The organism is Cellulomonas sp. NPDC058312, assembly GCF_042880135.1.
Lineage (GTDB): Bacteria > Actinomycetota > Actinomycetes > Actinomycetales > Cellulomonadaceae > Cellulomonas.
This window is the reverse complement of sequence record NZ_JBHVZE010000006.1, coordinates 14,372-40,796: the sequence shown is the minus strand read 5'-3', so window position 1 is coordinate 40,796 and position 26,425 is coordinate 14,372. Positions and strand designations below refer to the sequence as shown.

The following is a 26,425-nucleotide window of genomic DNA, read 5'->3' as shown; positions in this document are numbered from 1 at the left end:
TCGACCTTCTCACGCGACCCGCCCGCGCGCAGCGGACCTCAGTCCACGTCCCGCCGGCGGAACACCAGCGCGCCGACGACGACCAGCAGCACCGTGGCGCCGAGCAGCAGCAGCCCGCCGTGCACGCCGGTGACCAGGCGCTCCGCGGTGCAGACCCCGTTCTGCACGACCCCGTCCAGCGGCTCGCACGGCACGGAGACGAACGCGGTGTACCCGTCGTCGACCCACGCCTGCACCCCGACCCGCAGCGTCCACGGCTGGAGCCCCGGCAGGAACCCCGCGATCAGCGAGTCCACCACCACCAGCCAGCCGACGCCGACCCCGAGGGCCGCGGCGGCGCTCCGGGTGACGAAGCCGAGCGCGGCCCCGACCGCCCCCGCCGCGCCCGACACGGCGAGCACCCGCAGCGCGGTCAGCCCGAGGTCCGTCCACGTCCTCCCGTCGAGGTCGCCGACGGCGCCGTTCGCCGCAGCGCCCGCCCACGAGCCCCCGACCACCACCAGCAGGGCCAGCGCGGTCGGCACCAGCACCCCGGCGGCGGCGACCGCGACCTTGCTCGCGTAGACGCGGCCGCGCCGCGGCACGAACGTCAGCCACGTCGACAGCGACCCCGAGCCGATCTCGGCGGTCACGAACGTGACACCCGCGGCGAACGCCAGGAGCAGCAGGACCGTGCTGGCCCCCGAGATCCAGGACCCCGCGGCGTCGGTGAACGTCGTCCGGTACGGAAGGTAGCTCTCCTCGCGCGGCTCCATCTCGTCGCAGCCGAAGTCCACCTCCGGGTCGGTGGCGCGCTGCTCCTCCTCGCCCGCCCGGCAGTCCTCGAGGTACTGCTCGCCGTTCTCCGCCCAGTCCTCCTGCGCCCACGCGAGCTGCTCGCGGGCGTCCGCGACCGCCTGGGCGGACGGCGGGCGCGTGCTGGACCAGGCGCCCGCGACCACCGCGAGCGCCGCGACGACGGCCAGCACCGCGAGCCAGCGCACCGCCGCGCGGTACCGGAACCGGCGGGCCTCGACCCGCACCAGCCCGGTCACGCGCGCGCCCGTCGGCCGTGCGGGGCGGGTCGGCCCTGCTGCTGCCCGGCCGGCCCGGCGGGGGTCGTGCCGGTGGGGGTCGTGCCGGTCAGCGCGAGGAACACCTGCTCCAGGTCGGCCCGCGCGGGCACCAGCTCGCGCAGGTACAGCCCCGCGTCCGCGAGGGCGCGGGTGACCTCCGCCAGGTCCGGGGCGCCGGACACCTGCAGCGCCCCGTCTCCCGCCGGCCGGACGGCCCAGCCGCGCGCCGCGAGCACCTCGGCCGCCCGCGCGGGGTCCGCGACACCGACCCGCGCCTCGCCCGCACCGGCCTGCGCGAGCAGGTCCGCGACCCGCCCCGACGTGACGAGGCGACCCCGGGTCACGATCGACACCGTGTCCGCGACCTGCTGCACCTCGGCGAGGATGTGGCTCGACACCAGCACCGTCTTCCCCGCGTCGGCCAGCGACCGCATCGTCTGCCGCACCTCGTGGATGCCCGCCGGGTCCAGGCCGTTGGTCGGCTCGTCGAAGATCACCAGCTCCGGGTCCTTGAGCAGCGTCCCGGCGATCGCCAGGCGCTGCTTCATCCCGAGCGAGTACGTCCGGAACGGGGAGTCCGCCCGGTCCGCGAGGCCGACGTCCGCCAGCACCCGGTCGACCCGGGGCGGCGGCGTCCCGATGGCGTCGGCGAGCAGCGCCAGGTTGCGCCGCCCCGAGAACGCCGGGAAGAACTTCGGGGACTCGACGATCGCGCCCACCCGGGACACGACCTCCGGCAGCGCCTCGGGCACCGGGCGGTCGAGCACCCGGACGGTGCCCGAGTCCGGCCGGACCAGACCGAGCAGCATCCGGATCGTCGTCGTCTTCCCGGCGCCGTTCGGGCCCAGGAACCCGTGCACCCCGCCGCGCGGGACGTCCAGGTCCAGGCCGCCCACCGCGACGACCTGCTTGCCCCGGTGCCGGTAGGTCTTGCGCAGGCCGCGCGTGCTCACGGCGGTCGTCCCCGCCGGCGGCATGTCGGTCACGTGGGTCCACCCTCCCCGGGTGCCGGTGCGGCACCCGGGGACGACGGTAGCGACCGGGGGACGCCGATGCGGCCGGTTCGGGGCGTGGCGTCCGCGCAGATCAGCGCGTCGGCCACGTGCTCAGATCAGCACGGCCCCCGTCGACGCGGACTGCACGAGCTTCGCGTACTTCGCCAGGACGCCCCGGGTGTACCGCGGCGGCAGCGGCGCCCAGCCGACCCGGCGCTCGGCGAGCTCGGCCTCGTCGACCAGCAGGTCCAGCGTCGCCTCTGCGACGTTCAGCCGGATCCGGTCGCCGTCGCGGACGAACGCGATCGGGCCCGCGTCGACCGCCTCCGGCGCCACGTGGCCGACGCACAGGCCCGTGGTGCCGCCGGAGAACCGGCCGTCGGTGAGCAGCAGCACGTCCTTGCCGAGACCCGCGCCCTTGATGGCGCCGGTGATCGCCAGCATCTCGCGCATCCCCGGGCCGCCCTTGGGGCCCTCGTAGCGGATGACCACGACGTCGCCGGCCTGGATCGTGCCGTCCTCGAGGGCGTCGAGGGCCGCGCGCTCGCGCTCGAACACCCGCGCCGTGCCCTCGAACACGTCCGTGTCGAAGCCCGCGGACTTCACGACCGCGCCCTCCGGGGCCAGCGAGCCGTCGAGGATCGTGATGCCGCCCGTACGGTGGATCGGGTTGTCCAGGGCCCGCAGGATCTTGCCGTCCGGGTCCGGCGGGGCGATGTCCGCGAGGTTCTCCGCCACGGTCCGCCCGGTGACCGTGAGGCAGTCGCCGTGCAGCAGGCCCGCGTCGAGCAGCGCCTTCATCACGACCGGCACGCCGCCGATCCGGTCGACGTCGGCCATCACGTACCGGCCGAACGGCTTGAGGTCACCCAGGTGCGGGACCTTCGCGGCGACCCGCTTGAAGTCGTCGAGGGTCAGGTCGACCTCGGCCTCGTGCGCGATCGCCAGCAGGTGCAGCACCGCGTTGGTCGAGCCGCCGAACGCCATCACCACGGCGATGGCGTTCTCGAACGCCTCCTTGGTCATGATCTGCCGGGCGGTGATGCCCCGACGCAGCAGCTCGACGACCGCCTCGCCCGACTTCAGGGCGAAGTTGTCGCGGCGCCGGTCCGCGCTCGGCGGGGCGGCCGACCCGGGCAGCGACATGCCGATCGCCTCGGCGACCGACGCCATCGTGTTCGCCGTGTACATGCCCCCGCACGCGCCCTCGCCCGGGCAGATCGCCCGCTCGATGCGGTCCAGGTCGCCCTTCGACATGAGGCCGCGGGAGCAGGCGCCGACCGCCTCGAACGCGTCGATCAGCGTGACGTCCTTCTCGGTGCCGTCCTCGAGCTTCACCCAGCCCGGCATGATCGACCCGGCGTAGAGGAACACGCTGGACAGGTCGAGCCGCGCCGCGGCCATCAGCATGCCCGGCAGCGACTTGTCGCAGCCCGCCAGCAGCACCGAGCCGTCCAGCCGCTCGGCCTGCATCACGGTCTCGACGCTGTCCGCGATGATGTCGCGGCTCACCAGGGAGAAGTGCATCCCCTCGTGGCCCATCGAGATGCCGTCGGACACCGAGATGGTGCCGAACTCCAGCGGGTAGCCGCCGCCCGCGTGCACGCCGTTCTTCACGGCCTGGGCGAGCCGCTGCAACGACAGGTTGCAGGGCGTGATCTCGTTCCAGGAGCTCGCGACGCCGATCTGCGGCTTGACCCAGTCGTCGTCGCCCATCCCGACGGCGCGGAGCATCCCGCGCGACGCGGTGGCCTCGATGCCGTCGGTGACCTGACGGGACCGGGGCTTGATGTCAGGGGTCTGGGAGGACGTGGTCGTCATGACCCGACTCTAGGCGCGGCCCCCTCCCCACGCTCGTCCCCTCGCCGAGACAGGGCGTGCACGCCGAGACAGGACCCCCGCGCGCCCTGTCTCGGCGCGGAGGTCCTGACTCGGCGGGGGTGCGGGGTCAGCCGCGGCGGATGCGGCTCACGTCGCGCACGGCGCCGCGGTCGGCGCTGGTCGCCATCGCCGCGTACGCCTGGAGCGCGGGCGACACGTACCGGTCGCGGTCGACGGGCTGCCACGGGTTCTCGCGGGCCTCCATCTTGGCGCGGCGGTCCGCGAGCACCTCGTCCGGGACGTTCACCCGGATCAGGCGGGTCTCGACGTCGATCTCGATCTCGTCGCCGTCCTCGATCAGGCCGATCGTGCCGCCGGCCGCCGCCTCCGGGCTGACGTGCCCGACGGAGATGCCGCTCGACCCGCCGGAGAACCGGCCGTCGGTGATGAGCGCGCAGACCTTGCCCAGACCGCGGCCCTTGATGAACGACGTCGGGTAGAGCATCTCCTGCATGCCGGGGCCGCCGGCGGGGCCCTCGTACCGCACGACGACGACGTGACCCGGCTCGACCTCCTTGCGCAGGATCTTGTCGACCGCCTCGTCCTGGGACTCGCAGACCAGCGCGCGCCCGACGAAGTGGAAGACGTCCGGGTCGATGCCGGCGGTCTTGATGATCGCGCCGTCCTCGGCGATGTTGCCCCGCAGCACGGCCAGGCCGCCCTCGACGGTGTAGGCGTGCGGGACGTCGCGGATGCACCCGGCGGCGCCGTCGGTGTCCAGCGACTCCCAGACGTTCGAGGTGGAGAACGCCTGCGTGGTGCGCACCCCGCCCGGGGCGGCGTGGAACAGGGCGGTCGCGCGCTCGGTGGCCTTGCCGCCGCGGATGTCCCAGTCGTCCAGCCACGCGCGCAGCGTCGGGGTGTGCACGCTCGTCACGTCGTGGTCGAGCAGCCCGCCGCGGTCGAGCTCGCCGAGCAGCGCGGGGATGCCGCCCGCCCGGTGCACGTCCTCCATGTGGTAGTCCGGGTGGTTCGGTGCGACCTTCGCGAGGCACGGCACGCGGCGGCTGATCGCGTCGATCTCGGCCAGCGTGAACTCGACCTCGGCCTCCTGGGCGGCCGCGAGGATGTGCAGCACCGTGTTGGTCGAGCCGCCCATCGCGACGTCGAGGGTCATCGCGTTCGTGAACGCGGCCTTCGTCGCGATGCCGCGGGGCGCCGCGGTGTCGTCCTCGTCGTCGTAGTAGCGGCGCGCGAGGTCGACGATCGTCCGGCCGGCCTCGAGGAACAGCTCCCGGCGGGCGCTGTGCGTGGCCAGGGTGGAGCCGTTGCCCGGCAGGGACAGGCCCAGGGCCTCGGTCAGGCAGTTCATCGAGTTCGCGGTGAACATCCCCGAGCAGGAGCCGCACGTCGGGCAGGCGTTCTCCTCGACGGTGGCGAGCGCCTGGTCGGAGACGGCGTCGTCCGCGGAGTAGTTGATCGCGTTGATGAGGTTGAGGTGGGTCTTCGCGACCCCGTCCGCAACGACCGCCTTGCCGGCCTCCATCGGACCGCCGGACACGAAGATCACGGGGATGTTCAGCCGCAGCGCCGCGTTGAGCATCCCGGGCGTGATCTTGTCGCAGTTCGAGATGCAGACCAGCGCGTCGGCGCAGTGCGCCTGGACCATGTACTCGACGGAGTCGGCGATCAGGTCGCGGCTCGGCAGCGAGTAGAGCATCCCGGCGTGGCCCATCGCGATGCCGTCGTCGACGGCGATGGTGTTGAACTCCTTGGCGACGCCGCCGGCCTCCTGGATCGCGGACGCGACGAGGTCGCCCATGTCCTTGAGGTGCACGTGGCCCGGGACGAACTGCGTGTACGAGTTCGCGATCGCGATGATCGGCTTGCCGAAGTCCTCCGAGCCCATGCCCGTGGCGCGCCAGAGCGCGCGGGCGCCGGCCATGTTGCGGCCGTGGGTGGACGTACGGGAGCGCAGCGGACGGCTCACGGGACAGCTCCTTCAGCAAGCAGGGCGCCACCGCGTCGGCGGCGTGCCTGCACGGTACGTCCGCGCTGGTGGGGGTCGTCGCGGGCGTCCGTCCTGTGATCGACCAACCCACGAGACGCGCGCCCCGCCTGACGCTCGTCCCAGCGCGACGCCCGTCCCAGCGCGACGCCCGTCCCCGCGCGACGCCCGTCCCCGCGCGACCCGTCCCTGCACTACCCGTCCCCGCGCGCCTGCCAGGTGCAGACGCACGCCTCGTTGCCCTCGGGGTCGGCGAGCACCCAGAACGCCGGTGCCCGCACGTCCGACAGCAGCGTCCCGCCGGCCGCGAGCGCCGCCGCCACCCGGGCCTGCGCCTGGTCGTGCGGCACGGTGACGTCGACGTGGATCCGGTTGCGCTGCGGTCGCGGCGCGTCCATCTGCTGGAACCAGTACGCCGGGCCGAGCGCGCCGGACGGGTCGACGAGCGACGGGTCGTCCGGTTCGGTGCCGGGCTCGGGCACGTAGCCGAGCACCGCGCGCCAGAACGGGGCGACCGCCGGGATGTCGAGGGCGTCCACGGCGATCTCCTGCGCGGTCAGCCGCTCCGGGGCGCCGGGCAGGCCGAGCTCGTCCGCCACCGCCGTGACCGCCGCCGCGAGCGCGAGGTCCCGCTCGGTCAGCCCGCGGGCGTCGGGCGTGCTGGTCCGAACCTGGACGTGGTCCGGGCGGAGCACCACGTCGGGGGTGGCGCCCACCCGGTCCGCCTCGGCCGCGACCCGCGCGACGAACGCCGCCCCGGTCGCCAGGTCCGGGGTGCGGAACGCGGCCTGCAGCCACACCAGCAGCACCCGCCAGTGCCGCGCGTCCACCCGCTCGGTGGCCGCACCCGGCCCGATCACCCGCTGCTCCGCGTCGCTCATGGGCCCAGCGTGCCACCGCCCACCGACACGTCCGCGCGACGGGCTTGCGGTTGACGCGACGTCAAGCCCTACGGTCGGGTGACGACGGCGGGAGGTCCGCCGTCGGAGGTGAGGAGCACCCGATGACCGTCGACACCGCGCGCTGGACGACCGCCGAGGTCGTCCGTCTGTCCGGCGTCACGTCGCGGACCCTGCGGCACTACGACGCGATCGGGCTGCTGCGCCCGGCCGGCAGCACGCCGGGCGGGCAGCGGGAGTACGGCCACGAGGAGCTGCTGCGCCTGCAGCAGGTGCTGGTCCTGCGGGAGCTCGGCGTGGGCCTCGGCACCATCGCCGAGATCCTCGACGACCCCGACGACCCCGACGACCGGGCGCGGCGGCTCCGCGAGCACCACGCGTGGCTGCTCGCCGAGCGGGACCGCCTGGACCGGCTCGCCCGGACCGTCGCCTCCACCATCGAGTCCCTGGAAGGGGGCACCACCATGCCCGCGGAGCAGCTGTACGACGGGTTCGACCACACGCAGTACGAGCAGGAGGCGCGCGAGCGCTGGGGAGCCGAGACCGTGGACCGCAGCACCCGCACCTGGGAGTCGCTGACCGCCGACGAGCGGGCCGCCCACCAGCGGGAGATGCACGACGTCAACGCGGCCCTCGCCGAGCACCTCGCGGCGGGCACGCCCGTGACGGACGCGGCGGTCCGGGGGCTCGTGGCCCGGCACCACGCCTGGGTCTCGCGGTTCTGGACCCCGGACCCGGACGCGTACCGGGGTCTGGCCGCGACGTACGTCGACGACCCCCGGTTCACGGCGACCTACGACGCCGTGGCCCCCGGCCTGGCGGTCTACCTGCGGGACGCGGTCGACGCCCACGCGGACGCCGTCGCAGGCGGCTGACGGATCGGGACCAACGGCCCATCCGCGCGGGGGCGTCGCGCGGCAGGCTGATCCGCGTGCCGGACCACCGGTCGCCTCTCCCCCGGGGTGACCAGCGGGCTCCCCCGCCCGCGGTCCGCCGCGAGGTCACCTGGTGACGACGACCCGTCGTCAGGTACCCCCTGTCGAGGCACCATCGGCTCATCGCCCGGGCCGGTGGTGCCTCGACTCCTTCCCGGCGCCGGGTCCGGCCGCGCAGCCCGGTCGCCGTCGCGCCCGGCGCTGGCTACCGTCGCCGGGTGACCGCGATCCACTGGTTCCGCCGCGACCTGCGCCTCGGCGACAACCCCGCCCTGCACTCCGCCGCCGAGGCGGGCGGCGACGTCCTCGCCCTCTACGTCCTCGACCCCCGCATCTGGGAGTCGGCCGGGGCGCCGCGCCGCGCCTACCTGGCCCGCAGCCTCGCCGCCCTGGACGCGCAGACCGGCGGTCGGCTGCTGGTCCGCCACGGCGACCCGCGCGACGTCGTCCCCGCGGTCGCGCGCGAGGTCGGTGCCGAGCAGGTGCACGTCGCCGCGTCGTACGAGCCCTTCGGCCGCCGCCGCGACGACGACGTGGAGTGGCAGCTCGAGGACGCCGGCGCGGCGCTGGTCCGCACCGGCTCGGCGTACGCTGTCGCCCCCGGCCGGGTCCGCAACGGCTCCGGCGCCGACTACAAGGTCTTCACCCCGTTCCGCCGCGCCTGGGCCGAGCACGGCTGGCGCGCGCCCGCGCCGGACGCCGCAGCGACCGCCCGGGACGTGACGTTCGTCGACGCGGGCCGGTCCGACGCGGTCCCCGACGCCCCGGTCCCCGACGGCCTGGAGCTGCCCGAGGCCGGCGAGCACGCGGCGCTGGACCGCTGGCGCGCGATGCTCGACGGGCCGCTGAGCCACTACGCCGACGAGCGCGACCGCCCGGACCTCGACAGCACCTCGCGGCTGTCCGTCCCGCTCAAGTGGGGCGAGATCCACCCCCGCACGATCCTCGCCGACCTGGCGCACCGGCGCGGCGAGGGTGCCGACACGTTCCGCAGCCAGATCGCGTGGCGCGAGTTCCACGCGGACGTGCTGCACCACAACCCCACGGCCCGTCGGGAGTCGCTGACCCCGGTCGTGCCCGAGGCGTCGTGGGCGAGCGGGGACGCCGAGCAGCGGCTCCTGGACGCCTGGGCGCACGGCCGCACCGGCTACCCGGTGGTCGACGCCGGGATGCGCCAGCTGCGGGCCGAGGGCTGGATGCACAACCGGGTGCGGATGGTGGTCGCGTCGTTCCTGGTCAAGGACCTGCACGTGCGGTGGCAGCGGGGCGCGGACCACTTCATGGCGTGGCTGGCGGACGGCGACGTGCCGCAGAACCAGCTCAACTGGCAGTGGGTCGCCGGCACCGGCCGCGACGCCGCGCCGTACTTCCGGGTGTTCAACCCCGTGACGCAGGGCGTGAAGTTCGACCCGCACGGCCACTATGTGCGCCGGTGGGTGCCCGAGCTGCGCGACATCCCCGGCAAGGCGGTGCACGAGCCGTGGAAGCTCCCGCGGTCGGCGGCACCCGACTACGCAGAACGCCTCGTCGACCACGCGCACGAGCGCCAGGTGGCCCTGGGCGCGTACCAGTCGATGCGCTGAGCGGCGCCGGCCGGGACCCAGGTCCCACCTCGGGCCGGTCGGCCCGCCGGTGCGCACCCGCCCGCACGAAGTCGGGACCTTCGACCCGCCCACGGGACGCCCCGGTGGAGCACATTGGGAATGCAGTCACAAGACGACTCCCGACGAACCGAAGGCACGAACATGACCGCCACCGCCACCCCCCGCAGCAGCGCCGCTCCGGTGCCCGTGCGGACGCAGGAGACCATCGTCACGACCGTCAGCGCCCGCCGCTCGCTCGCCCTCCTGCGGCTGGCGACCGGGTTCATCTTCCTCTGGGCGTTCCTCGACAAGACCTTCGGCCTCGGCTACTCGACGCCGAGCGAGCGCGCCTGGCTCAACGGCGGCACCCCCAGCCAGGGCTTCCTCAACAGCCCCGCGGTGGTCGGGCCGTTCCAGGGCTTCTTCCAGTCGATCGCCAGCCCCGCGACCGACGTGCTGTTCATGCTCGGCATGCTGGGTGTCGGCGCGGCCGTGATGCTCGGCGTCGGCGTCCGGGTCTCGGCCTGGGCCGGCTCCGCGATCATGCTGATGATGTGGGCGGCCGAGTGGCCGCTCACCGCCGGCTCGACCAACCCGGTGATGGACTACCACATCATCTACGCGCTGGCGCTGGTCGTCGTCGCGGTGACGTTCGCCGGCGACACCTGGGGCCTCGGCCGGATGTGGCGCGAGCTGCCCCTGGTCCAGAAGTACACCTGGCTCCGCTGATCCCGTGAGGCGCTGAGCCGCTGACGACGAGACGCCGGTCCCCGAGCGGGGGCCGGCGTCTCGTGCGTGCGGCAGGCGGCGCGCAGGTGCGGCGGCGCGCAGCGCGCGGGTCAGGCGGCGCGCAGCGCGCGGTCAGGCGGCGCGCAGCGCGCGGTACTCGTCGTCGAGCATCCCCATGAGGATCCCGTCGCACCAGCCGTCGCCGTCGCGGTACGCGTCCCGGCGCCGGCCCTCGACCCGGAAGCCGATGTTCTCGTACAGGGAGTGCGCGCGGGCGTTGATGCTGAGCACGTCGATCCCGACCCGGTGCAGGCCGATGCCGTCGAACGCGAGGCCCAGCACCAGCTCGATCGCCTCGGTCCCGTAGCCCCGCCCGCGGTAGGCGGGCCGCATCACGAGCCGCAGCCCGGCGGACCCGACCACCTCGTCGATCTCGTTCAGCACGATCTCGCCGAGGTACTCGTCCGACCCGTTCGCCGTGATCGCCAGGTCGATGCGGCCCTCGATCCGCGACACCGACGCGCACCAGGCGTCGACCTCGGCGCGCGTGAACACCCGGGTCGTGCCGGTCGTGCGGCGGCTGTCGGGGTCGCTGACCATGTCCCACATCGCGGCGGCGTCGTCCGCGCGGATGGGGCGCAGGTGGATCATCTCGCCCTCGAGCGTGGGCTTGTCCATGGGGCCTCCCGTCGTCCACCCGATGCTAGGCACTGCGGATCACCGGGGTGTTTCGGCGCGCGGGACCCGCGCGCGGTGTGCGCACGCGCCGACGGCGCGGGACCGGGGTGCTCCCGGGGCCCGCGCCGTCGTGCGGTGGTGCGGTCAGCCCTGGGCGACGCGCTCCAGCACGAGCTCGCGGACCCGACCGGCGTCGGCCTGCCCGCGGGTGGCCTTCATGACCGAGCCGATGATCGCCCCGACCGGACCGAGGTTCCCGGAGCGGATCTTCTCGACGATGTCGGGCTGCGCGGCGAGCGCGGCGTCGATGGCCTCGAGCAGCGGGCCGTCGTCCGAGACGACCTCGAGCCCGCGCGCGACGACGACCGCCTCCGGGTCGCCCTCCCCCGCGAGCACGCCCTCGAGCACCTGGCGCGCGAGCTTGTCGTTGATCCGGCCCGCGTCGACGAGCTGCTGGAGCTGGCCGATCTGGGTCGGGGTGATCGGCAGGTCGCCGAGCTCGACGTCCTGCGTCTTGGCGGTCCGGGCGAGCTCGCCCATCCACCACTTGCGCGCGGCGGCGGGGCTGGAGCCCGCGGCGACGGTGGCCTCGATCAGCTCGATCGCACCGGCGTTCACGACGTCGCGCATCTCGGCGTCGGCGTAGCCCCAGTCGCCCTGGAGCCGGCGGCGGCGTGCGGCGGGGAGCTCGGGCAGGTTCGCCCGGATCTCCTCGACCCACGCGCGGTCCGGCGCGATCGGCACGAGGTCGGGCTCCGGGAAGTACCGGTAGTCCTCGGCGTCGGACTTCACGCGGCCGGCGGTGGTGATGCCGGTGTCCTCGTGCCAGTGCCGGGTCTCCTGGGTGACGGTGCCGGCGGCGTCGAGGATCGCGGCCTGGCGGCTGATCTCGTACCGCACCGAGCGCTCCACCGACCGGAACGAGTTCACGTTCTTGGTCTCGGTCCGGGTGCCGAGCGGCGACTCGGGCGTCGGGCGCAGCGAGACGTTGACGTCCGCGCGGACGTTGCCGCGCTCCATCCGCGCCTCCGAGACGCCCAGCGACCGGAAGATGTCGCGGAGGGTCTGCACGTAGGCGCGCGCGACCTCGGGGGCCCGCTCGCCGGCGCCGACGATCGGCCGGGTCACGATCTCCACCAGCGGGATGCCGGCGCGGTTGTAGTCGACGAGCGAGTACTCGGCGCCCTGGATGCGGCCGGTCGAGCCACCCACGTGGGTGTTCTTGCCGGCGTCCTCCTCCATGTGCGCGCGCTCGATGTCGACGCGGAACACGGTGCCGTCCTCGAGCTCGACGTCCAGGTAGCCGTCGTGCGCGATGGGCTCGTCGTACTGGGACGTCTGGAAGTTCTTCGGGACGTCCGGGTAGAAGTAGTTCTTCCGCGCGAACCGGCAGGTCTCGGCGATCTGGCAGTTCAGCGCGAGACCGATCCGGATCGCGTACTCCACCGCGGTGCCGTTGACCGCGGGCAGCGCGCCCGGCAGGCCGAGCGACACCGGCGTGACCGCGGTGTTCGGCTCGTCGCCGAACGTCTGCGGCGCGGCGTCGAACATCTTGGTCCGGGTGCCGAGCTCGACGTGCACCTCGATGCCGATGACCGGGTCGAACCGGGCCACCGCGTCGTCGTAGTCGACCAGGTCGACCGTCCGGGAGCTCACTCGCCCACCTCCAGCTCGGGAGCCTTGGCCAGCAGCGGGCCGCCCCAGTTCTTCTCCAGCAGCGCCTCGAGGGCGGCGCCCACGCGGTAGAGCCGGTCGTCGGCCTTCGCCGGGGCCAGCACCTGGAACCCGACCGGCAGGCCGTCGTCCGACAGGCCGTTCGGCAGCGACATGCCCGGCACGCCGGCGAGGTTCGCCGGGATGGTCGCGACGTCGTTGAGGTACATCGCCAGCGGGTCGTCGAGCTTCTCGCCCAGCTTGAACGCCGTGGTCGGCGCCGTCGGGGACACCAGCACGTCGGCCTGCTCGAACGCGGCGTCGAAGTCGCGCTGGATGAGCGTGCGGACCTTCTGCGCCGACCCGTAGTAGGCGTCGTAGTAGCCGGCCGACAGGGCGTAGGTGCCCAGGATGATCCGGCGCTTGACCTCGTCGCCGAACCCGGCGCCGCGGGTCGCGGCCATCACGCGCTCGGCGGTGACCGGGCCCTCCGACGGCTCGACGCGCAGGCCGAACCGCATGCCGTCGAACTTCGCCAGGTTGCTGGACGCCTCGCTCGGGAGGATCAGGTAGTACGCGCCGAGGGCGTACTCGAAGTGCGGGCAGGAGACCTCGACGATCTCGGCGCCCGCGCCGCGCAGCAGCTCGAGCGACTCCTCGAACCGCGCGAGCACGCCGGGCTGGTAGCCCTCGCCCTGCAGCTCGCGGACCACGCCGACACGCACGCCGGTCAGGTCGCCGGACGCACCCTGACGGGCCGCGGCGACCAGACCCGGCAGCGGCTCCGGGATGGACGTGGAGTCGCGCGGGTCGTGCCCGCCGATCAGCTCGTGCAGCAGCGCCGAGTCGAGCACGGTCCGCGTGACCGGGCCGGCCTGGTCGAGGCTGGACGCCAGCGCGATGAGGCCGTAGCGGGACACGGAGCCGTAGGTCGGCTTCACGCCGACGGTGCCGGTCACGGCGCCGGGCTGGCGGATCGAGCCACCGGTGTCGGTGCCGATGGCGAGCGGGGCCTCGTAGGCCGCGACCGCCGCGGCCGAGCCACCGCCGGAGCCGCCGGGGATCCGGTCCAGGTCCCACGGGTTGTGCGTGTTGCCGTAGGCCGAGTGCTCGGTGGAGGAGCCCATCGCGAACTCGTCCATGTTGGTCTTGCCGAGGATCGGCAGGCCGGCGGCCTTGATCCGCTCGACGAGCGTCGCGTCGTACGGCGGCACCCAGCCCTCGAGGATCCTCGAGCCGGCCGTCGTGGGCAGGCCCTGGGTGACGACGACGTCCTTCACGGCGATCGGCACGCCCGCGAGCGGGTGCAGCTGCTCGCCGGCGGCGCGGCGCGCGTCGACGTCGCGGGCGGTCGCCAGCGCCTCGGCCGCGGACACGTGCAGGTAGGCGTGCACGGCGGGCTCGACGGCGGCGATGCGGTCCAGGTGGGCCTGCGTCACCTGGACGCTGGTCACCTCGCCCGCGGCGAGCTTGTCGGCCAGGACGGCGGCGGACAGGCGGGTCAGGTCGGTCTGCTCGGTCACGGTCACTCCTCCCCGAGGATCTGCGGGACGAGGAACTTGCCGTCCTCGGACGCGGGGGCCCCGGACAGGGCCTGCGCCTGCGTCAGCGGCTGCTCCGGCACGTCGGGGCGGAACACGTTGGTCATCGGCAGCGGGTGGCTGGTGGCCGGCACGTCGGGCGTGGCGACCTCGCTGACCCGGGCGACGGACTCGACGATCACGTCGAGCTCGCCCGCGAGGCGGTCGAGCTCCTCGGTGGTCAGGTCGATCCGCGCCAGGCCCGCGACGCGCGCGACCTCGTCACGAGAGAGGGAGGACATGCGCCCGAGTCTAGACGTGCGGGCAGGCGGGACCGGCGTCGTCCCCAGGGCGGGTCGCCGGCCGGGTCAGACCCGTGCGGCGGAGACCAGGGCCAGCACGGCGTCCGCGTACGCGTCGGCCGCGTCCGGGGCGGCGAACGACCGCTCCGGCTGCCCCGGCAGCTCGACCACGACGAGGTAGGACCCGTCGATCGCCCGGGCCAGGCTGCGGAACGTCCCGCCGAGCAGGTCGCGCAGCTGGTCCTCCCGCGGCAGCCAGACCGCGTCGTCCTGCGTCACGGAGTCCAGCGCCCACTCGGTGGTGCCGTTGAACCCGAGCACGGTCCCGGTGGGGTGGTGCTGCGGCTCGATGGTCATCTCGCTGATGGTGAAGACCTCGCCCGCGAGCGCGGGCTGGCGCAGCGTGAACCGGTCGCCGGAGGCGGGCGTCCAGCGCAGGCCGCTCGCCTGCAGCAGCTCCGCGCGGTCCTGGGAGATCATCCCGTCAGTATGGTCCGGGCGCCGTCGGCCCGCCCGGCGGGTGGCGGCGTCAGCGCTGCCGGTAGGCGTACCGCTCGGCCGGCAGGAAGCCCTCCGCGGCGTACAGGTCGGCTGCGCCGCGGTTCGCCACCTCCACCTGCAGGAACGCGTGCCGCGCCCCCCGGTCGGCCGCGGAGTGCAGCCCGGCGCGGGTGAGCAGCCGGCCCAGGCCGCGGCGCCGGGCGTGCGGCGCGACGACCAGGCAGGACAGCCCGGCCCACCCCTCGGCCAGCGCGACCCGCAGCACCGCGAGGACGCCGCCGTCGCGGTCGGTCGCAGTGAGGTAGAGCGCCGTCGACCCCTCGAGCACCCGGCGCGCGGTCCCGCGGTCGACGGGCGTGGACGCCGCCTTCACGCCCAGCCACCCCTCGAGCCAGGCGTCGTCCGGACGGTCGTGGACCCGTAGCCGGATGTCCGGGGGCGCGTGCGGGTGCGGAGGTGGTGCCACGACCAGGTCGCGGACCAGGACGTCCGTGACCGCCACGTCGGCGTAGCCGCGCGCGTCGAGCTCCGCGGCGAGCCCGGGCGGCGCGGCGGAGCACAACCGCACGACGGCCGGCAGGCCCGCGGCGGCGTACCGCTCCTCGACCCGGTCGAGCGTGGCGGCGAGGTCCGGCGGGCCGCCCAGCGGCAGCACGCTGTTCGCCCGGCGCGTGAACCCGTCCGACAGTCCGAGCCGCCACCCGTCCACGACCTCCGTGACCGCCGGCACCCAGGTCGCCGCCTCCACCAGCACGCCCGGCGCGGGCGGCGGGTCCCAGGTGAGCACGTGCAGGACGACCCCCTCGTGGTGCCACTCCCGCTCCGGCACCGCGACGAAGCCGAGGCGCTGGTACAGCCGCCGGGCCACGACCATCTCCGCGAGCGTCGACAGGACGACCCGCCGCGCACCCCGGGCGACCGCCTCGCGGAGCGCCGCCGTCACGAGGCGCTCGGCGACGCCGCGCTGCCGGGCCTCCGGTGCGACGGCCAGCATGCGCAGCTCCACCTCACCCGGCTCGGCGACCTCGGCGTACGAGCTGCCGTACGGGGCGATCGTCAGGGTGCCGACGACGACCTCGGGCGCGGGGTCCGACGCGGGGCCGGAGTCCGGCGCGTCGTCCTCGACGGGCCGCCCGGGCACGGTCGCGACGAGGAGCACGGCCTCGGCGGCGCGCCGGACGGCGTCCCGGAGCTCGACCTCGTAGTCGTCCTCCGCGTCCAGGAGGCCGTCCGCGTGGTACGCCTCGGCGGTCAGCGCTCCGGCCTGCGCGAGCTCGTCGGCCCGCGCGGGCCGCACGTGCACGCCACCCCCGGTCACGAGGCGTCCCCGGCGGGGGCGTCCTCGGAAGGAGCGTCCTCGGCGGGCGTGTCCCCCACGCCGACCGGCCCCTGCGCGAGCAGCGCCACGAAGCCCGCCTCGTCCAGGATCCGCAGGCCCAGCTCGCGCGCCTTCGCCTCCTTGGAGCCGGCACCGCCGCCGACGACGACGTAGTCCGTCTTCTTGGACACGCTGCCGGAGGCCTTGCCACCGCGGGACAGCACCGCCTCCTTCGCCTGGTCGCGGCTGAACCCCTCGAGGCTCCCGGTGACCACGACGGTCAGGCCCTCGAGCGTGCGCGGCGTGGACTCGTCGGCCTCGTCGGCCATCACCACCCCCGCGGCCTGCCAGCGGTCGACGATCTGCGCGTGCCAGTCCTCGGCGAACCAGTCGACGATGGAGTCCGCGATGGTCGGCCCGACGCCCTCGACCGCCGACAGCGTGGTCCGCGCGGTCTCCGGGTCGGCCAGCACCTCGCGCAGCGCGGCCATCGAGCCGAGCTGCTGGGCGATCGCGCGCGCGGCGGACGGGCCGACGTTGCGGATGCTCAGCGCGACCAGGACGCGCCAGAACGGCTTCGTCTTGGCGGCGTCGAGCTCGTCGAGCAGCTTCTTGGCAGCCTCGGACGGCACGTCCTGGTACTCGGGCAGCTCGTCGCCGCGCTCCTGGGCCTCCTTGCGCGCCCGGACGCTGTGCGTCAGGCGGCGGCGGAACGGCGTGCGGCGGCGCACGACCCCGTCCTCGTCGACGCGGGGCTCACCGGTCTCGGGGTCGCGGACGACGACCTGCACCTGCTGGAGCAGGGCGAAGCTCCGACGACGCACCTCCTCACGCTCCTCCGGCGTGGCGTCCGGGGCCCAGCCGACGAGCTCGAACAGATCCGCCTCGTTCACGACCGGCGGCTGCTCGGGGATCTCCGGCTGGGTGAGCGCGGCGGCCGTGACCTCTCCGAGCGCCTCGATGTCGAGCGCCCCGCGGGACCCGATGTGCTCGACGCGGCCGCGCACCTGCGCCGGGCAGGTGCGCGCGTTCGGGCAGCGCAGGTCGACGTCGCCCTCGCGCATCGGCCGCAGCGTCGAGCCGCACTCCGGGCACCGCGTCGGCATCACCCAGTCGGTGCGGGGGTAGCCGTCGTCGGCGAGCGCGGCGACCGGGCCGACGATCTCCGGGATGACGTCCCCCGCCTTGCGCAGCACGACCATGTCACCGGGGCGCACGCCCTTCGCGGCGACGACGTCCTTGTTGTGCAGCGTCGCCATCGCGACGGTCGACCCGGCCACCCGGACCGGTTCCATCACCGCGTAGGGGGTCACGCGCCCGGTCCGCCCGACGTTGACCTCGATGGACAGCAGCCGGGTGTTGACCTCCTCCGGCGGGTACTTGTAGGCGATCGCCCACCGCGGGGCCCGGCTGGTCGCGCCGAGGCGGCGCTGCAGAGCGAGCTCGTCGACCTTGATGACGATGCCGTCGATCTCGTGCTCGACCTCGTGGCGGTGCTCTCCGCGGTGGTCGATCATCGCCTGCACCTCGTCCAGGCCCGCGAGGACCTCGAAGTACGGCGAGGTCGGGACGCCCCAGCCGGCGAGCAGGCGGTACACGTCGGACTGCCGCTCGAGCGGCGCCGCCGTGCCCGCCGTGCCCCAGCGGAGCGCCCCGACGCCGTGCGCGTACATCTGCAGCGGGCGCCCGGCGGTGACCCGCGGGTCCTTCTGCCGCAGGGAGCCCGCGGCGGCGTTGCGGGGGTTGGCGAACGGCGCCTTCCCGGCCTCGACCTGCGTCGCGTTCAGCCGCTCGAACGCCGCCACCGGGAGGAACACCTCGCCGCGCACCTCGATCTGCTCGGGGTGGGTCGCGGGGTCGCCGGCGAGCGTCTGCGGGATGCTCCCGATGGTCCGGACGTTGAGCGTGACGTCCTCCCCCGTGCGCCCGTCGCCGCGCGTCGCCGCGCGCACGAGCCGCGCCGGGCCGTCGCCGGACCGCTCGTAGAGCAGCGCGATGGCGAGACCGTCGATCTTGAGCTCGGTCAGGTAGTGCAGCCCCGCGTCGTCGGCCAGCTCGAGGTCGCGGTGCACGCGCTCCGCCCAGGCCGCGACCTCCTCCGCCGAGAACGCGTTGTCCAGCGAGAGCATCCGCTCGACGTGGTCGACCGCGCGGAACTCGGTCGAGAACGTGCCGCCCACGTTCTGGGTGGGCGAGTCGGGGGTGCGCAGGCCGTACTCCGGGTACGCGTCCTCCAGCGCCTCCAGGCGACGCAGCGTGACGTCGTAGTCCGCGTCGCTGGCCGTCGGCTCGTCGCGCACGTAGTACGCGAACTGGAGGTCGCGCACCCGGTCCGCCAGCTCGGCCCACCGCTGCCGGGCGGCCGCCTCGTCCAGGCCGGCGTCGTCGGGGGTCGTCGTCTCGGGTCGTGTCGCGTCCACGCGCACATCATGCCGCGAGCCGCTGACAGGCACCCCTGCGCGGGACGCCGGGGCCGCGCAGATGGGGCTGGACGGCGGCGGACGCGCCTGCTACTCATAGGTGTGTAGACAGATGAGTAGCGAGACCCGACCGTGGACCGCATGGAAGGCGATCTGCAGGTGGAGGTGGGCCGGCGCGTGCGCCGGATCCGGGACGAGCGCGGGATCAGCCAGGAGGCCCTCGCGGGCGCCCTGGGCGTGCACCGCACCTATCTCGGCGGTGTCGAGCGCGGCGAACGCAACCTCACGCTGCGCTCGGTCGAGCGGCTGGCCGACCGGCTCGGCGTGGACGTGCGCACGCTGATCGGGGTCGACGACGCGGGCTGAACCGCTGCCTGTGGACGACGGGCGTTCCGTGTCGGTGCTCGCGGTCATGGTGTGCAGGACGAGGGGAACGGGCCGCCGAGGCCCCTCGCGACGACGACCCGAGGAGGACCCCGTGAGGACCGATGACCGACCGACCTGGCAGGTGGAGGCCTGCCCGCCCTGGTGCGTGGTGCTGCACGCCGAGGACGACCACGAGAGCGACCGCGTGCACGTCAGCACGTCGATGTCCGTGCACGCCCGGCAGCTGCTGGGCTCGCCCGGAGGCACCCTCCCGCCGGACGTCGAGGTCGAGGAGGCCGGACCGCCCGGCACCCCCGAGGCCGTCGACCGGACCGCGCACGCGGACCTCGCGGTGGCCGTGCACCGCCGCGACGGCGCCCGGACCACCTGGGTGTACGCCGGCGACGGCGCCGTGCAGCACCTGGAGCTCACCGCCGAGTCCTGGGGGCGGCTCGTGCCCGCCGTCGACCGGGCGCTCGAGCTGGCGCGGGCCTGACCCGACACGGCACCGGCGCCCGTCCGCCCGGCCCGGCACCCCGCCGGGCCGGGCGGCGGTCAGCCGTCGCGGGCGAGCAGGAGGAACGGGTCGACACCGAGGGCGTCGGCCAGGCTCTCGACGGTCTGCAGCCCGAGGTTGCGCTCACCGCGCTCGATGGCGCCGACGTAGGTCCGGTGGCGGCCGATCGTGTCGCCCAGGCTCTCCTGGGTGACACCCCGCTCGTCGCGGATGCGTCGGAGGTTGCGTCCGACGGCGCGCTGGAGGTCACCTGTCACGGGCACGACCGTCGCGGGGCCGGTCGCGCGAGTCGACAGGCCGATCAGTAGCGCGCCCGGAACCACGCGCCGACCACACACCGCCATACGACCGACCCCACGACCGACGGCCCGGTCGGTCAACGACCCGCGCGTGCCCGGCGCCGGCCCCGCAGCCACACGGCCAGGGTCCCCGCCGCCACCAGCGCCCCACCGCCGGCCGCGACCACCGCCGCCGTCGCGAGCCCGGCGGGACGCTCGGCGAGCACGACGGCCTGCGACCGCCCGTCCACGGTCCAGGTGCACGCGGCGCGCGGGGGCAGCAGCGTCGACGTCACCGCGGCGTCGTCCTCGCCCGCGGTCGCGGCCGCCACGCACGCCCCGGCGGGGCCACCGGCTCCTTCGGGCCCGTCGCCGCCCTCGGCGAGACCGGCCCCGAGCGTCGCGGTGACCAGCCCGACCCACAGCACCAGCAGCGTCACGAGCCCCGCGAGACCGACCAGCGCCGCGCCCGCGAGCACCGCGGCGGTGCGCCGGTCGAGCCACGCCGTGCGGCGCAGCGGTGCCCGGCCGCCGACCGGCGCCCGGCCGCTCACGCCTCGGCCCGTTCGGCGACGATCCCCGCGGCCCGGGCCACCGTCGCGAGCGTGGACCGCGCGGCGGCGGGGTCCAGGACGTCCGCGCCGCGGGCGCTCGGCACCGACGGCCCGGCCGGGGCCAGCAGCACGACGTCGCGCAGCCCCGCCCGGTCCAGGCCGACGCGCTCCCAGCCGCGCAGCACCGCGTCGGCCACGCCCCGGACGTCCGGACCGGCGCACTGGGAGGTCTCCGGCTGGGGCACGCCGGCCCACAGGTGGGTGCCGCCCTCGACGAGCTCGGCGACCGCCTCCCACCGCCGCTCGTCCAGCGCGGCGGCGTCGATCCCCAGCGTGTCGGCACCGGACCCGCGCACCGCGCCCGTCGTGCCCGCGCCGGTGCCGACGTGCAGCACCACCCGCTCGGCGCCGCCCTCGCGCAGCAGCCGGACCGTCCGCGCCAGCCGCTCGGACGCGACGGGGGCGGGCACCGAGCGCAGGCGCGCGTAGCCGGAGAACGACGGCAGCACCCCCGCGACCGCCTGGGCGAGCAGCGGCTCGTGCAGCAGCACCGTGGGCCGGGCGCCGGGGACCGCCCGGCGCACCGCGGCCAGGTGCTCGGCGACACCGGCGCCCAGCGACTCGACGATCTCCGCCACCGCACCCGCGTCCGCGACCGCCCGGTCGCCCCGGGCGAGGTAGACGCTCGCGGCGAGCGTGACCGGGCCGGACACCGGCACCACCAGGGGGCCGTCCCAGCCGTGCGCCGCGATCGCGAGCGCGTCGAGGTCCTGGCGGCGGGCGGCTGCGAGGCGGCCGGCGTCGGCCCCGGGTCGGTCGGCGAGCCGCCAGCCGTGCGGGCCGAGCTCGGCGGGGAGGTCGACCAGCAGCCCGAGCGCGTCCGCGGCCAGGGTGCCGTACGGCCCGCGCTCGGGCAGGCGCACGGTCCACGGCAGCCCCTCGACTCCGTCGGGCGGGTCGGCGAGGTCGCCGAGGACCGTCTGCTGGGCCTCGAGCGGCTCGGCGCCCGGCCAGGCGCCGGTCCCGCTGACCCCGGTCACGCGGACGCCCCCGTCGCCGCCGGCCGCCGGGTGCGGTCGACCGTCGCCTGCCCGAGCACCCGGGACCCGTCGTCGCCGCCGTAGAGCACCGCGGACTGCCCGGCGGCGACGCCGCTGAGCGTCCCGTCCACCCGGATCTCCATGCCGCCGGCCGCCGTGGCCCGTGCCCGCACCGGCACGGTGGCCCCGTGGGCGCGCACCTGCAGCGCGCACGACGTCCAGTCCGCGAGCGGCGCGCCGAACCACACGGCGTCGGCCGCGTCGACCTCGCCGACCGTGAGGTCCGCGGCCCCGCCGACGACGACGCGGTTGGCGACGGGCTCGATCGCGAGGACGTACCGCGGTCGGCCGTCGGCGGCGGGCCTGCCGAGCTGGAGCCCCTTGCGCTGACCGATCGTGTAGCCGTAGGCGCCGTCGTGCGTGCCGAGCACCGTGCCGTCCGCGTCGACGACCTCCCCCGGGCGCGAGCCGAGGCGGTCGCGCAGGAACCCGCGCGTGTCCCCGTCGGCGACGAAGCAGATGTCGTAGGAGTCGGGCTTCGCGGACACCGACAGGCCCCGCGCGGCCGCCTCGGCGCGCACCTCGTCCTTCGACGCGACGTCGCCGAGCGGGAACACCGCGCGCGCCAGCCGCTCCGGGCCCATCACGGCGAGCACGTACGACTGGTCCTTCGCGAGGTCGGCGGCGCGGCGCAGCTCGGGCGTGCCGTCGGCGCCGGTCGTCGCGCGGGCGTAGTGGCCGGTGCAGACGGCGTCGAACCCGAGCGCCAGCGCCTTGTCGAGCAGCGCGTCGAACTTGATGTGCTCGTTGCACCGGACGCACGGGTTGGGGGTACGCCCGGCCTCGTACTCGGCGAGGAAGTCGGCGACCACCGTGTCCTCGAACCGCTCGGACAGGTCCCACACGTAGTACGGGATGCCGAGCACGTCGGCAGCGCGGCGGGCGTCGCCGGCGTCCTCGATGGAGCAGCAGCCGCGCGAGCCGGTACGCATCTGGGCGCGGTCCCGGGACAGCGCCATGTGCACGCCGACGACCTCGTGGCCCGCGTCGACCGCACGCGCGGCGGCCACGGCGGAGTCGACCCCGCCGGACAGGGCGGCCAGCACCCGCATCAGCGCACCCCCGCCGTCCGGCGGCCCGCGAGCCCCGCGGCCCGGGCGCGCTGCACCGCCGCGGGCAGCGCCGCGAGCAGGGCGTCGACGTCGGCGGTGGTGGACGGCCGGCCGAGGCTGAACCGCAGGGCACCGCGGGCATCGGCCTCGTCGACCCCCATCGCCAGCAGCACGTGGCTGGGCTGGGGGACGCCCGCCTGGCACGCGGACCCGGTGGAGCACTCCACCCCGGCGGAGTCGAGCAGGTAGAGCAGCGAGTCCCCCTCGCAGCCCGGGAACGTGAAGTGCGCGTTCGCGGGCAGCCGGTCCGCCGGGTCCGCGGGTCCGCGCAGCACCGCGTCGGGGACGGCCGCGCGCACCCGCGTCACCAGGTCGTCGCGCAGCGCGCCGACCCGTGCCGCCGTCGCCTCCCGGTCCGCGACGGCCCGCTCGACCGCGACGGCGAACGCCGCGATCGCGGGGACGTCGAGCGAGCCCGACCGCACGCCGCGCTCCTGCCCGCCGCCGTGCTGCACCGGGACGAGGGCGAGCTCGCGCCGGGCGAGCAGCGCGCCGATCCCGCCAGGACCGCCGACCTTGTGCCCGCTGACGGTCAGGGCGTCGAGCCCGGACGCGGCGAAGTCGACCGGCACCTGGCCGACCGCCTGCACCGCGTCGGCGTGCACCGGGACGCCGTGGGCGTGGGCCAGGGCGACGACGTCCGCGGCCGGCTGCACCGTGCCGACCTCGTTGTTCGCCCACATCACCGAGACCAGCGCGGTCTCGGTGGCGTGCGCGTCGAGCTCGGCCGCCAGCGCGTCGAGGCGCACGCGGCCCTCGGCGTCGACGGGCAGCAGGACGATCTCCGCACCGGCGTGCTCCGCGAGCCAGAACGCCGGGTCCAGCACGGCGTGGTGCTCCACCGCCGACACCAGCACCCGCCGGCGGGCCGGGTCCTGTGCGGTGCGCGCCCAGTACAGGCCCTTCACGGCGAGGTTGTCCGCCTCGGTGCCGCCGCCGGTGAGCAGCACCTCGCTCGGTCGGGCGCCGAGGGCGGCGGCCAGGCGCTCGCGGGACTCCTCGACGACACGCCGTGCGGCGCGGCCCGAGGCGTGCAGGGAGGAGGGGTTGCCGGGGTGGGACAGGTGCTCGACCAGGACGGCAGCCGCCTCCGGGAGCACGGGCGTCGTGGCCGCGTGGTCCAGATACGCGCTCACCTGCACGAGTCTACGAACGCTTTTGGCAGGATGTGCCCCGTGAGTGCCGACGACGCGACGACGCCTCCGCTGGCCTTCAGCGGCCAACGCCTGGACTGGCGCGACCTGCCGAGGTCGGTGCGCACCCGGATCCAGGAGCTCGCCGGCGCCCAGGTGACCGCCGAGACCAGCGCCACCACCGGGTTCAGCCCGGGGTTCGCGGCGGTCCTCGAGCTCGCGGACGGCCGCGGGGTGTTCGTCAAGGCGGTCTCCCCGGAGCAGAACCCCGAGTCCCCCGAGCTGGCCCGCGCCGAGGTGCGGGCCGCCGCCGCGCTGCCCGCGCAGGTGCCCGCGCCCCGGCTGATGTGGTCGGGCGACGACGGCGACTGGGTCCTGCTGGGCTTCGAGGTCGCGGCAGGGCGCCCGCCGCTGCTGCCGTGGCGCGCCGACGAGCTCGAGGTCGTCCTGCGGGCCCTGGACACGCTCGCCGACGCGGAGCCGCTTCCGGGCCACGCGCTGCCCCGGACCCCCGACCTGCTCGCCGACGACTTCCGGGGCTGGTCGCGGATCGCCGCCCTGCCCGGCGCGGACCTCGACCGGCTCGCCGGGTGGGCGGGCGAGACGGGCGGCTGGGTGCGGGAGCACCTCGACGTGCTGGTCGGCTGGGAGCAGGACGCGACGGTGGCGTGCGAGGGCTCGGCGCTGGTGCACGGCGACCTGCGCGCGGACAACGTGCTGATCGACCACGACCACGACGGCGGCCGGGTCGCCCTGATCGACTGGCCGCACGCCAGCGTCGGCGCGCCGTGGCTCGACCTCGCGTTCATGCTGCCGAGCGTCGCGATGCAGGGCGGCGGCGAGCCGCAGGACCTCTTCTGGTCCCGCGCGGCGTCGCACGGGGTCGCCCCGGACCGGCTGCGCGCGGCCGTGGCGGGCCTGGCGGGGTACTTCGCGCACGGCGCCCTGCAGCCCGCGCCGGTCGGGATCCCGAACCTGCGCCGGTTCCAGGGCGCGCAGGCGCAGCACGCGGTGGCCTGGCTGCGCACGCTCGCCTGACCCGGGCCCGGCCCGGACGGCGAGCCGGCCCCGAGACCGTCAGCGGCCCCGGAGCGCCTCGGTGACCTGCGGGAGCACCGTGAACAGGTCCCCGACGATCCCGTAGTCGGCGATCTCGAAGATCGGCGCCTCCGGGTCGCTGTTGACCGCCACGACGGTGCCGGACGCCTGCATCCCGCCCCGGTGGTGCACCGCGCCGGACACCCCGGCGCCGATGTAGAGCCGCGGCGAGACGGTGACGCCGGTCTGGCCGATCTGCTGCTCGTGGCCGATCCAGCCCTCGTCGGTCGCGACGCGGGTCGCCCCGACGGCTGCGCCGATCACGTCGGCCAGCTCCTCCAGGGGCGCGAAGTCCCCCTCGGTCCCGCGACCGCCCACGACGACGACGTCCGCCGACGCGAGGTCCGGCCGGTCCGACGGCTCCGCGGCGGTGCGCCGCACGATCCGGGCGCGGGTGGCGCGGTCGCTGACGGCGACCTCGCGGGCGACGACCTCGGGGATCGTCGGTGCGTCGTCGTCGACCGGGCGCGCGGGGACGGAGCCCGCCTTCAGGGTCACCACGGCCAGGTCCGCCCGGACGGCGCAGCGTGTGGTCCAGGTCCCGGCGAGCACGGACTTCGTCGCGACCACCCGGCCGTCGGCGTCGCGCTCGACCGCCGCGGCGTCGGTGACGACGCCCGCGCCGGTGGCCACCCCGAGGCGGGCGACCGCCTCCTTGTTCTCGAACGTGGACAGCGCCAGCAGCACCTCGGCGCCGGAGGCGGCCACCGCGTCGGCCAGCGCCTCGGCGAGGACCGGCGTGAGGTGCGGGTCCGCGTCGCCGGTCGTCACCGCGTGCACGACCGTGACGCCGTGCCGCCCGAGCAGCGGCAGCGCGGGGTCGAGCGGCTCGTCACCGACCCACAGGCCGTGGACCGCTCCCCCGTCGGCCAGCACGCGTGCGGCCGTGGCGACCTCGAGCACGCTGCCGCGCAGGGCGCCGGTCTCCTCGTGGTCCAGCAGGACCAGCACCGTGGCGCTCACAGCACGTCTCCCGTCGTGGGGGTGGTCGTCCGGACGAGGTCGCGCTCGACCAGCCAGGCCGCCAGGCGGGTGCCGGCCTCGCCGTCGTCGGACACGAGCACCCGGTCGGTGCGCGGGGGCCGGGGCGCCGCCTCGAGCACCTCGGTGCGCGCGCCTGCGGCGCCGACCGCGCCCGGGTCGACCTCCAGGTCGGCGAGGGTCAGCGTCTGCACCGGCGTCTTGCGCGCGGCCATGATCCGCTGGAAGTTCGGGTACCGGGGCTGGTTCGCCCGGTCGGTGACCGACACGAGCGCGGGCAGCGGGGCGGCGAGCACCTCGGTCGCGTGGTCGAGGTCGCGGCGCACCGTGACCTCCCCGTCCGCGAGCGTGACCTCGGCGGCGAGCGTCAGCTGCGGCAGGTCGAGGGTGGCCGCGAGCGCCGCCGGCACCAGGGACGTCAGCCCGTCGAGCCCGGCCATGCCGGTGACCACCAGGTCGACCGGGACGTCGGCGCCGATCCGGCGCACCGCGGCCGCGAGCACCGCGACGGTCCCGAAGACGTCCGAGCCGGCCACCGCGTCGTCGACCACGTGCACCGCGGCGTCCGCGCCGAGCTGCAGGCCCCGGCGGACCGCGTCCTGCGCGTCGTCCGGGCCGACCGTCACGACGACGACCTCGGCCTCGCCGCCGGCGTCCCGGACCTGCTCCGCGAGGACCACGGCGGCCTCGACCGCGTTCTCGTCGACCTCGTTGACCGTGCCGTCCCCGCCGTCGCGCACGAGGCGGCCGTCGGCCCCCAGCGCGCGGTCGGCCTGGATGTCGGGCACGTGCTTGACGCACACCACGATTCTCACCCCCGGAACGTTACCCCCGCCGCCGTCCGGGTGGTGCAGGACGTCCGGGCCCCA

General features: G+C 75.6%; 25 protein-coding genes. 6 read left to right on the top strand and 19 right to left on the bottom strand.

Annotated features, from left to right (window positions below; all coding sequences use genetic code 11):
- Window positions 1-38: 38 nt before the first annotated feature.
- The 5 genes from ACFVXN_RS16600 to ACFVXN_RS16580 all read right to left on the bottom strand — a co-directional run bounded on the left by ACFVXN_RS16600 (window position 39) and on the right by ACFVXN_RS16580 (window position 6,760).
- A complete protein-coding gene (locus ACFVXN_RS16600; protein WP_389234952.1) occupies window positions 39-1,034 on the bottom strand; it encodes an ABC transporter permease subunit in 996 nt (331 codons plus the stop codon).
- The gene (locus ACFVXN_RS16595; protein WP_389235506.1) at window positions 1,031-2,032 is read right to left on the bottom strand and encodes an ATP-binding cassette domain-containing protein; all 1,002 of its coding nucleotides are present in this window, start codon (window positions 2,030-2,032) and stop codon (window positions 1,031-1,033) included. The genes ACFVXN_RS16600 and ACFVXN_RS16595 overlap by 4 nt, the downstream gene beginning before the upstream one ends.
- A gap of 129 nt (window positions 2,033-2,161) precedes the next feature.
- Window positions 2,162-3,871: a dihydroxy-acid dehydratase gene (ilvD, locus tag ACFVXN_RS16590; protein WP_389234949.1), complete on the bottom strand. Its 1,710-nt coding sequence runs from the start codon at window positions 3,869-3,871 to the stop codon at window positions 2,162-2,164.
- A 127-nt stretch (window positions 3,872-3,998) separates the two neighbouring features.
- Window positions 3,999-5,861, bottom strand: a complete 1,863-nt coding sequence (gene ilvD, locus ACFVXN_RS16585; protein ID WP_389234946.1) for a dihydroxy-acid dehydratase — start codon at window positions 5,859-5,861, stop codon at window positions 3,999-4,001.
- Between the two features lie 212 nt (window positions 5,862-6,073).
- A complete protein-coding gene (locus tag ACFVXN_RS16580; protein WP_389234943.1) occupies window positions 6,074-6,760 on the bottom strand; it encodes a VOC family protein in 687 nt (228 codons plus the stop codon).
- A 122-nt stretch (window positions 6,761-6,882) separates the two neighbouring features.
- Here ACFVXN_RS16580 and ACFVXN_RS16575 point away from each other — a divergent pair, with 122 nt between their 5' ends.
- The 3 genes from ACFVXN_RS16575 (at window position 6,883) to ACFVXN_RS16565 (ending at window position 10,025) form a co-directional block, all read left to right on the top strand.
- Window positions 6,883-7,653, top strand: a complete 771-nt coding sequence (locus tag ACFVXN_RS16575) for a MerR family transcriptional regulator (RefSeq protein ID WP_389234940.1) — start codon at window positions 6,883-6,885, stop codon at window positions 7,651-7,653.
- Window positions 7,654-7,931: 278 nt separating this feature from the next.
- Complete coding sequence (locus tag ACFVXN_RS16570) at window positions 7,932-9,296, top strand: cryptochrome/photolyase family protein (protein WP_389234937.1); 1,365 nt, start codon at window positions 7,932-7,934, stop codon at window positions 9,294-9,296.
- A 162-nt stretch (window positions 9,297-9,458) separates the two neighbouring features.
- Window positions 9,459-10,025 (top strand): DoxX family protein, encoded by a 567-nt coding sequence (locus tag ACFVXN_RS16565; protein WP_389234934.1) that lies wholly within the window; start codon window positions 9,459-9,461, stop codon window positions 10,023-10,025.
- Between the two features lie 132 nt (window positions 10,026-10,157).
- On the opposite strand, the gene ACFVXN_RS16560 is transcribed toward ACFVXN_RS16565, so the two are convergent.
- The 7 genes from ACFVXN_RS16560 to ligA all read right to left on the bottom strand — a co-directional run bounded on the left by ACFVXN_RS16560 (window position 10,158) and on the right by ligA (window position 18,417).
- Window positions 10,158-10,703 carry a GNAT family N-acetyltransferase gene (locus ACFVXN_RS16560; RefSeq protein ID WP_389234931.1) on the bottom strand — a complete coding sequence of 182 codons (546 nt, stop codon included), beginning with the start codon at window positions 10,701-10,703 and terminating at the stop codon, window positions 10,158-10,160.
- A gap of 144 nt (window positions 10,704-10,847) precedes the next feature.
- The gene (gene gatB / locus ACFVXN_RS16555) at window positions 10,848-12,359 is read right to left on the bottom strand and encodes an Asp-tRNA(Asn)/Glu-tRNA(Gln) amidotransferase subunit GatB (RefSeq protein WP_389234929.1); all 1,512 of its coding nucleotides are present in this window, start codon (window positions 12,357-12,359) and stop codon (window positions 10,848-10,850) included.
- Window positions 12,356-13,879 (bottom strand): Asp-tRNA(Asn)/Glu-tRNA(Gln) amidotransferase subunit GatA, encoded by a 1,524-nt coding sequence (gene gatA, locus ACFVXN_RS16550; protein WP_389234925.1) that lies wholly within the window; start codon window positions 13,877-13,879, stop codon window positions 12,356-12,358. The genes gatB and gatA overlap by 4 nt, the downstream gene beginning before the upstream one ends.
- 2 nt (window positions 13,880-13,881) lie before the next feature.
- Window positions 13,882-14,178 (bottom strand): Asp-tRNA(Asn)/Glu-tRNA(Gln) amidotransferase subunit GatC, encoded by a 297-nt coding sequence (gene gatC / locus ACFVXN_RS16545; RefSeq protein WP_389234922.1) that lies wholly within the window; start codon window positions 14,176-14,178, stop codon window positions 13,882-13,884.
- A gap of 66 nt (window positions 14,179-14,244) precedes the next feature.
- Complete coding sequence (locus ACFVXN_RS16540) at window positions 14,245-14,658, bottom strand: pilus assembly protein CpaE (protein WP_389234919.1); 414 nt, start codon at window positions 14,656-14,658, stop codon at window positions 14,245-14,247.
- Between the two features lie 49 nt (window positions 14,659-14,707).
- Window positions 14,708-15,997 (bottom strand): GNAT family N-acetyltransferase, encoded by a 1,290-nt coding sequence (locus ACFVXN_RS16535; RefSeq protein WP_389234916.1) that lies wholly within the window; start codon window positions 15,995-15,997, stop codon window positions 14,708-14,710.
- Window positions 15,994-18,417 carry an NAD-dependent DNA ligase LigA gene (gene ligA / locus ACFVXN_RS16530; RefSeq protein WP_389234913.1) on the bottom strand — a complete coding sequence of 808 codons (2,424 nt, stop codon included), beginning with the start codon at window positions 18,415-18,417 and terminating at the stop codon, window positions 15,994-15,996. The genes ACFVXN_RS16535 and ligA overlap by 4 nt, the downstream gene beginning before the upstream one ends.
- A gap of 141 nt (window positions 18,418-18,558) precedes the next feature.
- On the opposite strand from ligA, the gene ACFVXN_RS16525 reads away from it, so the two are divergent.
- Both ACFVXN_RS16525 and ACFVXN_RS16520 read left to right on the top strand, forming a co-directional pair.
- Complete coding sequence (locus ACFVXN_RS16525) at window positions 18,559-18,783, top strand: helix-turn-helix domain-containing protein (RefSeq protein WP_389234910.1); 225 nt, start codon at window positions 18,559-18,561, stop codon at window positions 18,781-18,783.
- Between the two features lie 112 nt (window positions 18,784-18,895).
- Window positions 18,896-19,279, top strand: coding sequence for a DUF6907 domain-containing protein (locus ACFVXN_RS16520; protein ID WP_389234907.1), 384 nt, complete (start codon window positions 18,896-18,898; stop codon window positions 19,277-19,279).
- A gap of 59 nt (window positions 19,280-19,338) precedes the next feature.
- Here ACFVXN_RS16520 and ACFVXN_RS16515 read toward each other — a convergent pair whose 3' ends face one another.
- The 5 genes from ACFVXN_RS16515 to ACFVXN_RS16495 form a co-directional block, all read right to left on the bottom strand.
- Window positions 19,339-19,557 carry a helix-turn-helix domain-containing protein gene (locus tag ACFVXN_RS16515; RefSeq protein WP_389234904.1) on the bottom strand — a complete coding sequence of 73 codons (219 nt, stop codon included), beginning with the start codon at window positions 19,555-19,557 and terminating at the stop codon, window positions 19,339-19,341.
- Window positions 19,558-19,676: 119 nt separating this feature from the next.
- Entirely contained in the window at window positions 19,677-20,132 is a 456-nt protein-coding gene (locus ACFVXN_RS16510; RefSeq protein ID WP_389234901.1) for a hypothetical protein, read from the bottom strand.
- Window positions 20,129-21,172, bottom strand: a complete 1,044-nt coding sequence (locus ACFVXN_RS16505) for a hypothetical protein (RefSeq protein WP_389234898.1) — start codon at window positions 21,170-21,172, stop codon at window positions 20,129-20,131. The genes ACFVXN_RS16510 and ACFVXN_RS16505 overlap by 4 nt, the downstream gene beginning before the upstream one ends.
- Window positions 21,169-22,284, bottom strand: coding sequence for a tRNA 2-thiouridine(34) synthase MnmA (gene mnmA / locus ACFVXN_RS16500; protein ID WP_389234895.1), 1,116 nt, complete (start codon window positions 22,282-22,284; stop codon window positions 21,169-21,171). The genes ACFVXN_RS16505 and mnmA overlap by 4 nt, the downstream gene beginning before the upstream one ends.
- Entirely contained in the window at window positions 22,284-23,480 is a 1,197-nt protein-coding gene (locus ACFVXN_RS16495; protein ID WP_389234892.1) for a cysteine desulfurase family protein, read from the bottom strand. Before ACFVXN_RS16495 ends, mnmA begins: the two co-directional genes overlap by 1 nt.
- 39 nt (window positions 23,481-23,519) lie before the next feature.
- On the opposite strand from ACFVXN_RS16495, the gene ACFVXN_RS16490 reads away from it, so the two are divergent.
- Window positions 23,520-24,515, top strand: a complete 996-nt coding sequence (locus ACFVXN_RS16490) for a phosphotransferase family protein (RefSeq protein WP_389234889.1) — start codon at window positions 23,520-23,522, stop codon at window positions 24,513-24,515.
- A 39-nt stretch (window positions 24,516-24,554) separates the two neighbouring features.
- Here ACFVXN_RS16490 and ACFVXN_RS16485 read toward each other — a convergent pair whose 3' ends face one another.
- Window positions 24,555-25,538 carry an electron transfer flavoprotein subunit alpha/FixB family protein gene (locus ACFVXN_RS16485; RefSeq protein ID WP_389234886.1) on the bottom strand — a complete coding sequence of 328 codons (984 nt, stop codon included), beginning with the start codon at window positions 25,536-25,538 and terminating at the stop codon, window positions 24,555-24,557.
- Window positions 25,535-26,371, bottom strand: a complete 837-nt coding sequence (locus ACFVXN_RS16480; RefSeq protein WP_389234883.1) for an electron transfer flavoprotein subunit beta/FixA family protein — start codon at window positions 26,369-26,371, stop codon at window positions 25,535-25,537. Before ACFVXN_RS16480 ends, ACFVXN_RS16485 begins: the two co-directional genes overlap by 4 nt.
- Window positions 26,372-26,425: the final 54 nt, after the last annotated feature.